The following is a 12,471-nucleotide window of genomic DNA, read 5'->3' as shown; positions in this document are numbered from 1 at the left end:
GCTCAATCTTGTATAACTGATTAAAAAGGCGGCTGATTAGCCGCCTTTTCCTTTATAAATTTATAGGTACTACCGTGACAACAGACACTATTGTGGCACAAGCCACCGCACCTGGACGAGGTGGCGTAGGTATCATTCGTGTATCTGGCGACTTAGCCACTAATGTGGCAACCGCTATTATTGGCCATGTACCCAAAACGCGTTACGCTGAATATTGTGACTTTAATAATGCCGACGGCCGGGTTATTGACCAAGGTATTGCGCTATTTTTTAAAGGACCTAATTCATTTACTGGCGAAGATGTGCTTGAGTTACAAGGTCATGGCGGTCAAATCGTTCTTGATATGCTAATTAAGCGTGTTATGGAAATCGGCGGTATACGGATTGCCAGACCAGGTGAATTTAGCGAACAAGCTTTTATGAATGACAAGCTCGACTTAACTCAGGCAGAAGCGATTGCTGACTTAATCGATGCCACCAGTGAGCAAGCCGCTAAAAGTGCATTATTGTCACTACAAGGTGAGTTCTCAAAAGAAGTTCATGAGCTTGTCGACCAAGTAACTAACCTTCGTCTATATGTCGAAGCTGCTATCGATTTTCCCGATGAAGAAGTCGACTTTTTATCCGATGGTAAAATTGCTAACGCGTTATATAACATCATCGATAAATTAGACACAGTACAAGCTAGCGCCAAACAAGGTTCTATTATCCGTGAAGGTATGAAAGTGGTCATTGCCGGTCGACCAAATGCCGGTAAATCCAGCTTACTAAATGCATTAGCAGGTAAAGAGTCGGCTATTGTGACTGAAATTGCTGGCACTACGCGCGACGTACTACGTGAACACATCCACTTAGACGGTATGCCACTGCACATCATAGATACAGCAGGATTACGAGACACCAATGACACGGTCGAACAAATTGGTATTGAACGCGCATGGGCCGAAATAGCCAGTGCCGATAGAGTGTTATTTATGGTCGATGGCACCACAACTAACGCCATAGATCCTCGCGAAATTTGGCCAGATTTTATTGATCGCCTACCAACTAACCTCGGCGTCACGGTTATCCGTAATAAAGCCGATTTAACCGGTGAAACCTTAGATAATACCGAAGAGCAAGGCTACAGTGTTTACCGCATATCGGCTAAAACTGGGCTAGGTATTGAAGAATTGAAACAACACCTCAAATCGTTAATGGGTTACCAAAGTAATTTAGAAGGTGGCTTTATTGCCCGTCGTCGCCACTTAGAAGCCCTAGATTTAGCAGCCAGCCACTTACAGCTAGGCAAAGAACAGCTTGAAGTGTATTTAGCCGGTGAATTGCTGGCAGAAGAACTGCGCATGTGCCAAATGGCGTTGTCTGAAATCACTGGTAAATTTACCTCCGATGATTTGCTCGGCAAGATTTTTGGCTCATTCTGTATTGGTAAATAGGTTATTGGAAAATAAACTCTCTATGATCCCCATATTCGCTAATCATATTGTGGTACTCGATTTTGAAACCACAGGACTATCACCCGATAATGGTGACCGAGCCATTGAAATTGGCGCGGTAAAACTGGTCAATGGCCAAATAGTCGATACCTTCCAAGAATTGATTAATCCTGGTCAACGAGTCAATAGCTTTATTGAACAATACACCGGTATCAGCAACAATATGCTTAAGCATGCATCAACCTCTAAACAAGTCATGGGGCAGTTTGCTCAGTTTATTGATGGCTTTAATTTAGTGGCACACAATGCCAGTTTTGATAAGAAGTTTCTTGATGCTGAATTTAGTCATAGCAAACTGCATTACAGTGGTCAGTTTGTTTGCTCTTTATTGCTATCCCGCCGCATAAGTCAGGACGCACCCAATCATAAGCTAGGCACTTTAGTCGATTATCATCAATTGCCTAACGATGGTGTTTTTCACCGTGCCTTAGCTGACGCTACCATGACCAGCCACCTTTGGTTACATCAACTAGAAATACTGCAACAACAAATGCCAAAACACCCTATAACCATTGATATTATTAATAAAATATCTAGCCTACCCAAAGCTCAAATAGCGCGTTTTATACGTACTATGAGCTAGTTAATAGTGGATTTAGACACCATTTTTACAACTCTTGCGACAACTTATCGACCAATAATCTGACTTTAGGTGATAAATGACGATTATGCGGATACAAAGCCCAAATACCTTCTTTAGGTTGTTGAAAGGGAGCAAGCAATACCACTAATGTCCCTTCAACAATGGCATCATTGACGTAATATCCCGGTAACTGCACTATCCCCAAACCACAAATGGCTGCGTTCAATAAACTCAAACCGCTACTGCATGCCAAAGATCCATGCACTTTTACTGTCTTAGGTTTACCTTGTTCTACAAAATGCCAATGAGGCAGACTGCCTATTAAGCAATTATGTTGAGCCAGTTCAGATAACGCATAAGGTGTACCGTATTGAGCAATATAACTCGGCGCAGCGCACACATATTGGCTGCGATTTGTTAAGCGTTTGGCCATCATTGACGAATTAGTTAACCGCCCTAGCCTAATAGCTAGATCATAACCGCCATCGACTAAATCAAGTTGTTGATTAGTCAGCTCGCAAACAACTTCAATATCTTGATATTGCTGCATAAAATCAATCACAATCGGCATGATAAACTTTTCGCCGTAAGTCACAGGAGCGGTAATTCTAATCAGCCCTTGTGGCTTATCTTTTAAACTTGAAATAGCCCGTTCAGCTTCGTCAAGACTGTTTAACACTTGGCGACAATGTTGATAATAAACCGAGCCCTCTTCGGTTAATGATACTTTACGGGTAGTGCGATAGAATAATTTAGTGTTTAAGCGATTTTCAAGCTGGCTAATTTGTCGACTCACTTGCGCCGTCGAAATGCTCAAACGCTTACCTGCAGCAGTAAAACTGTCGGTTTCTGCTACCGCAACAAATTCAAAAATCCCTTCCCACTGCATCATTATTACATTCTCGTAAAAGTCATTTACAAAACAAGCTAATTATCATTCTATGATAAACAAATACAATGGCTAAATACACTACACTGTAGCAATACCTCTTAGCCATGTTGACCATGGTCGTTAACATTAAGGAAATCATTTATGTCTGCACAATTTATTAAGTCAAAAGCCGCTATTGCTTGGGGACCTGGTCAGCCATTGTCGGTAGAAGAAGTTGACGTAATGTACCCAAAAGCGGGCGAAGTCATGGTGCGTATTGTGGCATCTGGCGTTTGTCATACTGATGCTTTCACACTGTCAGGTGATGATCCTGAAGGGGTATTTCCCGCCATTTTAGGCCATGAAGGTGGCGGCATAGTTCACATGATAGGTGAAGGGGTTACTAGCGTAAAAGTAGGCGACCATGTTATTCCGCTATACACAGCAGAATGCGGAGTATGTAAATTCTGTACTTCTGGTAAAACCAACCTGTGTAGTGCCGTTCGTGCCACTCAAGGTAAAGGCTTAATGCCTGACGGTACCACCCGTTTCTTTAAAGATGGCGAGCCTATTTTCCATTATATGGGTTGCTCAACCTTTTCTGAATACACCGTATTACCAGAAATTTCACTAGCCAAAGTAAACCCAACTGCACCGCTTGAAGAAGTGTGTTTATTGGGTTGTGGTGTCACTACAGGTATTGGCGCAGTACTCAAAACCGCTAAAGTACAAAAAGGCGATACGGTGGCTATTTTTGGATTAGGCGGTATTGGTCTATCGGCTATTATTGGTGCCACTATGGCAGGTGCTAGCCGTATTATTGGTGTCGATCTTAATGAATCCAAATTTGAGTTAGCTAAAAAATTAGGCGCAACAGACTGCATTAATCCTAAAGACTTTGATAAACCAATCCAAGATGTGATTGTTGAAATGACCGACGGCGGCGTCGATTTCTCATTTGAATGTATCGGTAACGTCAATGTAATGCGCAGCGCATTAGAATGTTGTCACAAAGGTTGGGGCGAGTCGGTCATTATTGGCGTAGCTGGCGCTGGCCAAGAAATATCAACCCGCCCATTCCAACTAGTCACTGGTCGTGTATGGCGTGGCAGTGCATTTGGTGGAGTAAAAGGACGTAGTGAGTTACCAGGTATTGTTGAACAATATTTAGCGGGTGAGTTTAAACTTGACCAGTTTATTACCCACACAATGGGGCTTGAAGGTATAAATGAAGCATTTGAATTAATGCATAAAGGCGAAAGTATTCGCAGTGTTATTCACTTTGTCAAGTAACGGTTAATTTACATGCTGTTGGCCGTTAGGTGTAAATCACTTAATGGCTAATGACCAATAAGGATACATCATGACCATTGAAAGTATCAGCAGTACCAAAGTATTTGGTGGTTGGCATAAACAATATAGTCATCAATCAAGCACACTTAATTGCACTATGCGCTTTGCTGTTTACTTACCGCCACAAGCGGAAAGTCAAAAAGTACCAGTGTTATATTGGTTATCAGGACTCACCTGTACTGATGAAAACTTTATGCAAAAAGCGGGTGCACTTCGTATAGCCGCTGAACTTGGTATGGCGATAGTCGCGCCCGATACCAGCCCGCGCGGTGAAGGTGTGGCCGACGATAAAGACGGTGCTTATGATTTTGGTTTAGGTGCCGGCTTTTATCTTAATGCCACTAAACCGCCATTTGATCAGCATTATCAAATGTATGATTACGTGGTTAATGAGTTACCTAAGTTGATTGAGGCGCATTTTCCGGTAACAGCGCAACGCAGCATCAGTGGTCATTCAATGGGTGGTCATGGCGCGTTAACCATCGGATTAAAAAATCCACAGCAATTTAAAAGTGTATCTGCATTTAGCCCTATTTGTCATCCAATCGATAGCCCTTGGGGCATCAAGGCATTTCGAGGCTACTTAGGTGATGATCAGCAACAATGGCTACAATATGACAGCTGCGAGTTGATGGCTAAAAGCCAACAATTTGTGCCCATGCTGGTGGACCAAGGTAGCAATGACAACTTTTTAGACGAGCAACTAAAACCACAAACATTAATGCAAGTAGCTAAAGAAAAAGGTTATCCGCTTGAGTTAAGAATGCAGTCTGGCTATGACCACAGCTATTATTTTATCGCGTCATTTATTGAGGACCATCTGCGTTTTCATGCAAAATATTTGTCATTAAGCTAGTTATCCAAGTAATACTGCAGTATTAACCCCATATCAACGAGCCTTATAAGGCTCGTTTTTTTATGCTAAAAACATTAAAAACTCATGTTAACCAATAAACAAAGCCTAAATAAAAGGACTTAAAAACGCCTAAAGCACACTTATTTACACAGTTATCCCCCTTTATAAACACAAATAAGCCAACATTAATCGCAGTTGAACGAGTAAAATAGCCGAATGCATCGCCCCACAGCGATCAAAACAGGTATGTAATAATGAAATACACAGATAATTTGGAGTCAAAATGGCAAAAATAGCACTATTAGTAGGCACAACATTAGGCGGTTCAGAGTATGTTGCTGATGAAATGGCAGCGCAGCTTGCTGAGTTAAATCATCAAACAGAGGTATTTATAGAGCCTAATATTGATGAATTAGCCGATTTTTCACTGTGGATAATAGTCTGTTCGACTCATGGAGCAGGCGATCTACCCGACAACATAGTACCTTTTTATAAGCAATTAATGATCAGAACGACCGATCTTAAGCATATTAAGTTCGCATTATGTGCAATTGGCGACTCAAGTTACGATACTTTTTGCCAAGGACCGGAAAAAATCATCGCCATACTTTTACAAAATGGATCTAACGCTATTGTGGATAAGATCCAAATCGATGTACAACAAGATCCGATCCCTGAAGAACCCGCTCTAGCATGGTTATTACAATGGCAGGATCTTATATAAATATTAATAAATTCGATCATAGTTTGAATAAATCATGATCAGCCCACAGATTAGATCATACTTATCCACAATATACTCTTTCTTAGTATAAGTTTGTGGATAAGCTATTATTTTTAGCGATCATAACTCTGTACTATTCACACTCCGATCTGCTCAATGATCACCCTTGTGGATAAGTACCCGATCTATCCCCATGTTATCTTGAGTTTGATCGCGATCAGATCACAGGTTAGTTTTTACCTTAACACCTGATTTTAATCATAAATAAAAGTTATCAACAGAAAAGTCCGATCCTAATAATAAATATAATAAAAAGATCTATATAAAGATCTTAAGATCTATTAAGCAAACCTCATCTTGATCAATAAGTGAAAAATGATCGTTCACGTTAAGACAAGCAAGTGCTAAAATGATCCACTCGAAAACAGATTAAAATTGAATTTAACTTTTATAGCTATCAAAGGTCAGATAATGCATTTTCATGAACGGTTTGATGTAATTGTTGTAGGTGGTGGTCATGCCGGAACTGAAGCAGCACTTGCAGCAGCAAGAATGGGATCAAAAACCCTATTGCTAACTCATAACATCGACACACTTGGCCAAATGTCTTGTAATCCAGCTATTGGTGGAATTGGTAAGGGCCATTTGGTAAAAGAAATTGATGCATTAGGTGGTGCAATGGCAACCGCCACTGACTTTGCAGGCATTCAATTTAGAACGTTAAATTCAAGCAAAGGCCCAGCGGTACGTGCAACACGTGCTCAGGCAGACAGAGCTTTGTATCGTCAGAAAATCCAGAATATTTTACAAAACCAAGTTAATTTACGTATATTCCAACAGGCAGTTGATGACCTAGTTGTTGAAAATGATAAAGTTATTGGCGTAGTGACTCAAATGGGATTAGCTTTTGAAGCTCCAGCTATTGTGCTAACAACAGGCACATTTTTAAGCGGTAAGATTCATATTGGTATGCAGAATTACAGCGGTGGCAGAGCCGGTGATCCTCCAGCCATAGCGTTAGCTAATCGATTACGTGAATTAAATATACGTGTTGGCCGTCTAAAAACAGGCACACCACCACGTATAGATGCTAATAGCATTGATTTTTCACAAATGACCGAACAAAAAGGTGATACGCCATTACCGGTTATGTCATTTACGGGTAACGTAAATCAACATCCAAGACAAGTTTCATGTTTCATTACCCACACCAATGAAAAAACCCACGATATTATCCGTGGAGGACTCGATAGAAGCCCGATGTATTCAGGGGTTATAGAAGGGATAGGACCACGTTATTGTCCATCTATTGAAGACAAAATTCACCGTTTTGCAGATAAATCGTCACACCAGATCTTTATTGAGCCTGAAGGGTTAAGCACTAATGAGATTTACCCTAATGGTATCTCAACCAGTTTGCCATTTGATGTGCAACTGAATTTAGTTAGATCAATTAAAGGCATGGAAAATGCAGAAATTATGCGCCCAGGTTATGCTATCGAATATGACTATTTTGATCCTCGCGATCTTAAAAACTCATTAGAAACCAAGGCGATTGCGGGACTTTATTTCGCAGGTCAAATTAACGGCACCACAGGTTACGAAGAAGCTGGGGCACAAGGTTTACTTGCAGGGATGAATGCATCTCTACAGGTTCAGGGTAAAGAAAGTTGGTGTCCACGTCGTGATCAAGCATATCTTGGTGTACTGGTGGATGATTTATCCACTTTAGGCACTAAAGAACCGTACCGTATGTTCACCAGTCGTGCTGAATATCGTTTGCTATTGCGTGAAGATAATGCTGATTTACGTTTAACAGAAAAAGGCCGTGAGCTTGGATTGGTTGATGACAATCGCTGGGAATTATTTATTGCCAAAAGAGAATCGATCGAATTAGAACTACAGCGTTTACGAAGTCAGTGGGTTCACCCCAATTCACCGCTATTAGGTGTACTAAATCCACAACTTAATACACCTATTTCACGTGAAGCATCGTTTGAAGATTTATTACGTCGACCAGAAATGGATTATGCAAAGCTAATGTCATTAGATGGTTTTGGGCCAGGACTTAACGATCAACAGGCCGCTGAACAAGTACAAATTCAAGTTAAATATTCTGGTTATATTCAGCGTCAACAAGAAGAAATTGATAAAGCTATTCGTCATGAAAGCTCATTGTTGCCACTTGATCTGGACTATCAAGAAGTTCCAGGTTTATCAAATGAAGTGATTGCAAAACTGAATAACCATAAACCTGATACCGTTGGACAAGCATCAAGGATCTCAGGAATTACCCCAGCAGCAATTTCAATTTTGCTAGTACATTTGAAAAAACGTGGATTATTACGAAAAATAGCATAAATCTAGTTATTTTTTCAACTCAATAACACAAGGGAAGCCATAAGGCTTCCCTTAGTGCTTTTACGGCTTCATAATAACTGCCGTGTTTATCATGCAACCTACGAGGCTTTCTGTGTTATCTGCCCAACTTAAAACCTATTTAGCTGAAATGGATATGTCGGCCACTGAATTACAACAAAAACAATTAATAGGTTTTGTTGAAATGCTTGATAAATGGAATAAGGCTTATAACCTAACCGCTGTTCGCGATCCTGAGCAAATGTTAATCCGTCATGTTATGGACAGTTTGACCGTTTCTCCTTATCTTGAAGGACAGCGATTTATTGATGTGGGAACTGGCCCCGGTTTACCAGGGATCCCATTAGCCATTATGAACCCAGATAAACAGTTTGTATTGCTTGATAGTTTAGGAAAACGGATCCGTTTTCAAAAACAGGTTCAATTTGAATTAAAAATTAACAATATTACTTCAGTAGAAAGTCGTGTTGAAGCTTATAACCCAGAAAGCAAATTTAATGGGGTATTAAGTAGAGCATTTGCATCGATTCAAGATATGCTCAGTTGGTGTCATCATTTACCGACTGAAAAAGGCACTTTTTATGCGTTAAAAGGCCAGATAAATCAGCAAGAATTACAAGATATACCAGCGGGATTTTCGTTGGTAGAAACCATTGTATTGCATGTCCCTATGTTAGATGAACAGCGACATTTATTAAAAATTGCTAAGCAATAAATCGCATTTCTTTCGCTAATTAAGCTAACCGGACATCAATAATATTAAGACAGGATGACATTGTGGGTAAAATCATTGCCGTAGCCAACCAAAAAGGTGGCGTTGGAAAAACAACAACTTGCGTTAATTTAGCCGCATCACTTGCCGCCACAAAGCGTAAAGTGTTGTTGATCGATTTAGATCCTCAAGGTAATGCTACGATGGGCAGTGGCGTCGATAAATATGAAGTCGACAATACCGCTTATGAATTATTGGTAGAAGAAAAACCTTTTGCTGATATTGTCATTAGAAATACCATTGGTAAATATGATTTGATCGCAGGTAATGGTGATGTGACCGCTGCTGAAATTAAACTGATGGAATTTTATGCTCGTGAGATCCGCTTACGTAACGCATTAGCGCCGATCAGAGATGACTACGATTATATTTTTATTGATTGTCCGCCATCGCTTAATATGCTCACCGTGAACGCTATGTCTGCTGCTGATTCTGTGCTCGTGCCAATGCAATGTGAATATTATGCCCTAGAAGGCTTAACAGCATTGATTGAAACGATTACTAAGCTTGGTGCAATGGTAAATCCAACGCTAAGCATCGAAGGCATTTTGCGTACAATGTATGATCCGCGCAATCGTTTATCTAATGATGTTTCTGATCAGCTTAAGCAGCATTTTGGAGAAAAAGTGTATCGTACTGTTATACCCCGGAATGTTCGATTAGCTGAGGCCCCTAGTTTTGGTGCGCCTGCCATGTATTACGACAAATCCAGTGCTGGGGCCAAAGCTTATTTAGCCCTAGCGGGTGAAATAATCCGTCGTGCAGAACAGCAAACTCAACCCAAACAAGCGTAGGATAGCGAAATGACTTTAAAAAAACGCGGTTTAGGTAAAGGCTTGGATGCCTTATTAAGCCACAGTAATGCCGCTAGTCGTAAAAGCGAACAAGCAGAAGAAAAACAACAACTATCTGCTACGGTAAGTGATTTACTGCACCTTGATCTTGATTTATTACAACCAGGTAAATATCAACCCCGTAAAGATATGTCGCCCGAAGCATTAGAAGAGCTGGCTGAATCTATTCGAGCTCAAGGTGTAATACAACCGATTGTTATTCGTAAAATTTCTGATACTAACTATGAAATTATCGCCGGCGAACGCCGCTGGCGTGCGGCTCAACTCGCTAAACTTGATAAAGTACCGTGTATTGTTAAGCAAGTTGCCGATGATGCCGCTGTTGCGATTGCTCTTATTGAGAACATTCAACGTGAAGATTTAAATGCAATGGAAGAAGCCATCGCATTACAGCGATTACTTGAAGAGTTTGAATTAACTCATCAACAAGTCGCTGATGCTGTAGGTAAATCCCGTGCTAGCGTGTCTAATTTATTGCGTTTAAATAGCCTTAACGAACCTGTTAAACGTTTGTTAGAAAACGGTGACATCGACATGGGGCATGCTCGTGCTTTATTAGCATTAGAGGGTGATGAACAGACAAATTTAGCTCGATTAGTAGCCTCGAAAGAAATGACTGTTCGAGAAACTGAACGATTAGTTAATAAAGCCTTGAATCCGGCTAAAGACGCCGAAACACCAGCTAAAGATCATGATGTTAGCCGCTTAGAACAAGAGTTAATTGAAAGACTAGGTGCTAAAGTTGCTATCAATCATGGAAGTAAAGGTAAAGGCAAAATTGTAATAAATTACCAGAATCTTGCTGAATTAGACGGGATTTTAAGTAAAATTCGTTGAAATGTGGATTAAACCAATTTCATTAGTAAGTTTGTGACGTAGCTCTAATTTTAGTTTTTAGTAATTTAGCGCTCGATAGTGCGCAAAATCGTTGTTTTACTATCATCAAAGTTGCAAACAAAGCGCGAAAAGGTATACTTTGCAGGCTTTTTGAATCTTAAGGCTAGTTTAATATATTAAATTTAACATTAGGACCGCGAAAGGCAATAATGCGGAGATATGAAGTTGGGTAATGTTTTAGCGCGTCGTGGCAGGTTAGCAGCCTATAAATTAGTGCTGGTACAAGCGGCAGTCGCGAGTATTATTTCAACACTATTTTTCGTTATGTGGGGAGCACAGTATGGCTTATCTGCACTTGCAGGTGGCGTAATTGCTGTACTTCCTAATTTTGTATTCGCAACCCTAGCTTTCTCACATAGTGGGGCAAGCTCTGCAGCAAAAGTGATTAAAAGCTTTTACTGGGGGGAAGCGGTAAAGATGCTATTAACCATTGCATTATTTTCGTTAGTGTTTATCAATTTAAAAGTTGGATTTATGCCACTTTTTACCTGTTACTCATTAGCGCTAGTTGTACATTGGATAGCACCTTTATATTTCAAGCAAAGTTAAGTGGGATGAATCATGTCTGCAACTGGTGAAGAAATGACACAGCAGAGCTATATCCAACATCACCTTACTAATTTAACCGTTGGTGAAGGATTTTGGACTTGGAACATTGATTCGTTGCTCTTTTCGGTTGGGCTTGGGATGTTGTTCTTATGGCTGTTTTACCGTGCCGGCAAAAAAGCGACTACAGGCGTTCCTGGCAAATTTCAATGTTTTGTCGAGATCATTGTTGAGTTCGTTGATAGCAGTGTGAAAGAAACTTTTCACGGCCGCAATCCTGTTATTGCGCCTTTAGCTCTGACAATTTTCGTCTGGATTTTCATGATGAACTTCATGGATATGATCCCAGTCGATTGGTTACCTTCACTGGCTTTATTAGCTGGTGTTCCATACCTAAAAGTTGTTCCGACTACAGACGTTAACATTACCTTCAGCTTAGCTCTTGGTGTGTTTGTGCTGATTATTTATTACAGCATTAAAGTCAAAGGTGTTTCAGGTTTTGTTAAAGAACTAACTTTTCAGCCTTTTAACCATTGGGCAATGATACCCGTCAACTTATTATTAGAAACAGTGACTCTAGTTGCGAAGCCGATTTCATTGGCTCTACGACTATTTGGTAACTTGTACGCTGGTGAGTTGATATTTATCCTTATTGCATTGATGTACGGTTCTAACATGGCGTTATCTGCTCTAGGTGTAGGATTACAACTAGGTTGGTTAATTTTCCATATTTTAGTTATTACTTTACAAGCATTTATTTTCATGATGTTGACCATTGTTTATTTAAGCATGGCGCATGAAGATCATTAAGGGTAACCGAAAATTTTTTGACCTAAATCATTAATAACAACGATTTAGAATATTGGAGATAGATATGGAAACTGTATTAGGAATGACGGCAATTGCTGTTGCTCTACTCATTGGTATGGGTGCATTAGGAACAGCTATTGGTTTCGGCCTTTTAGGTGGAAAGTTTTTAGAAGGTGCAGCTCGTCAGCCAGAAATGGCGCCTATGTTACAAGTTAAAATGTTCATCGTAGCGGGTCTTTTAGATGCCGTAACTATGATTGGTGTAGGTATTGCGCTATTTATGCTATTTACTAACCCATTGGGTGCAATGCTTTAACTAATGCTTCTGTC

The 12,471-nt window shown here is 40.3% G+C and carries 13 protein-coding genes; 12 read left to right on the top strand and 1 reads right to left on the bottom strand.

Features of this window, described 5'->3' with window-relative positions; all coding sequences use genetic code 11:
- The first annotated feature begins 74 nt into the window (after positions 1 to 74).
- Both mnmE and EGC82_RS01090 read left to right on the top strand, forming a co-directional pair.
- A complete protein-coding gene (mnmE, locus tag EGC82_RS01095; RefSeq protein WP_124729132.1) occupies positions 75 to 1,436 on the top strand; it encodes a tRNA uridine-5-carboxymethylaminomethyl(34) synthesis GTPase MnmE in 1,362 nt (453 codons plus the stop codon).
- Positions 1,437 to 1,458: 22 nt separating this feature from the next.
- On the top strand, positions 1,459 to 2,079 hold the full coding sequence (locus tag EGC82_RS01090) for a 3'-5' exonuclease (RefSeq protein WP_124729131.1): 621 nt from the start codon (positions 1,459 to 1,461) through the stop codon (positions 2,077 to 2,079).
- A 25-nt stretch (positions 2,080 to 2,104) separates the two neighbouring features.
- Here the strand turns inward: EGC82_RS01090 and EGC82_RS01085 are convergent, their stop codons facing one another.
- On the bottom strand, positions 2,105 to 2,971 hold the full coding sequence (locus EGC82_RS01085) for a LysR substrate-binding domain-containing protein (protein ID WP_124729130.1): 867 nt from the start codon (positions 2,969 to 2,971) through the stop codon (positions 2,105 to 2,107).
- Between the two features lie 141 nt (positions 2,972 to 3,112).
- Here EGC82_RS01085 and EGC82_RS01080 point away from each other — a divergent pair, with 141 nt between their 5' ends.
- The 10 genes from EGC82_RS01080 (at position 3,113) to atpE (ending at position 12,457) form a co-directional block, all read left to right on the top strand.
- On the top strand, positions 3,113 to 4,243 hold the full coding sequence (locus tag EGC82_RS01080; protein WP_124729129.1) for an S-(hydroxymethyl)glutathione dehydrogenase/class III alcohol dehydrogenase: 1,131 nt from the start codon (positions 3,113 to 3,115) through the stop codon (positions 4,241 to 4,243).
- A gap of 70 nt (positions 4,244 to 4,313) precedes the next feature.
- Entirely contained in the window at positions 4,314 to 5,159 is an 846-nt protein-coding gene (fghA, locus tag EGC82_RS01075; RefSeq protein WP_124729128.1) for an S-formylglutathione hydrolase, read from the top strand.
- 283 nt (positions 5,160 to 5,442) lie between these two features.
- Positions 5,443 to 5,883 carry an FMN-binding protein MioC gene (mioC, locus tag EGC82_RS01070; protein WP_124729127.1) on the top strand — a complete coding sequence of 147 codons (441 nt, stop codon included), beginning with the start codon at positions 5,443 to 5,445 and terminating at the stop codon, positions 5,881 to 5,883.
- A gap of 471 nt (positions 5,884 to 6,354) precedes the next feature.
- Positions 6,355 to 8,244 carry a tRNA uridine-5-carboxymethylaminomethyl(34) synthesis enzyme MnmG gene (mnmG, locus tag EGC82_RS01065; RefSeq protein ID WP_124729126.1) on the top strand — a complete coding sequence of 630 codons (1,890 nt, stop codon included), beginning with the start codon at positions 6,355 to 6,357 and terminating at the stop codon, positions 8,242 to 8,244.
- A gap of 112 nt (positions 8,245 to 8,356) precedes the next feature.
- Positions 8,357 to 8,977: a 16S rRNA (guanine(527)-N(7))-methyltransferase RsmG gene (gene rsmG, locus EGC82_RS01060; RefSeq protein ID WP_124729125.1), complete on the top strand. Its 621-nt coding sequence runs from the start codon at positions 8,357 to 8,359 to the stop codon at positions 8,975 to 8,977.
- 62 nt (positions 8,978 to 9,039) lie between these two features.
- A complete protein-coding gene (locus tag EGC82_RS01055) occupies positions 9,040 to 9,828 on the top strand; it encodes a ParA family protein (protein WP_124729124.1) in 789 nt (262 codons plus the stop codon).
- 9 nt (positions 9,829 to 9,837) lie between these two features.
- Positions 9,838 to 10,725: a ParB/RepB/Spo0J family partition protein gene (locus EGC82_RS01050; protein ID WP_124729123.1), complete on the top strand. Its 888-nt coding sequence runs from the start codon at positions 9,838 to 9,840 to the stop codon at positions 10,723 to 10,725.
- Positions 10,726 to 10,950: 225 nt separating this feature from the next.
- Positions 10,951 to 11,334 (top strand): ATP synthase subunit I, encoded by a 384-nt coding sequence (locus tag EGC82_RS01045; RefSeq protein ID WP_124732527.1) that lies wholly within the window; start codon positions 10,951 to 10,953, stop codon positions 11,332 to 11,334.
- A 12-nt stretch (positions 11,335 to 11,346) separates the two neighbouring features.
- Complete coding sequence (gene atpB, locus EGC82_RS01040; RefSeq protein ID WP_124729122.1) at positions 11,347 to 12,141, top strand: F0F1 ATP synthase subunit A; 795 nt, start codon at positions 11,347 to 11,349, stop codon at positions 12,139 to 12,141.
- A 64-nt stretch (positions 12,142 to 12,205) separates the two neighbouring features.
- Positions 12,206 to 12,457, top strand: coding sequence for a F0F1 ATP synthase subunit C (gene atpE / locus EGC82_RS01035; RefSeq protein ID WP_011639455.1), 252 nt, complete (start codon positions 12,206 to 12,208; stop codon positions 12,455 to 12,457).
- Positions 12,458 to 12,471 lie beyond the last annotated feature (14 nt).

The organism is Shewanella livingstonensis (assembly GCF_003855395.1).
Classification (GTDB): domain Bacteria; phylum Pseudomonadota; class Gammaproteobacteria; order Enterobacterales; family Shewanellaceae; genus Shewanella; species Shewanella livingstonensis.
The sequence above is the reverse complement of the archived record's forward strand: the minus strand, read 5'-3'. Positions and strand labels throughout refer to the sequence as shown.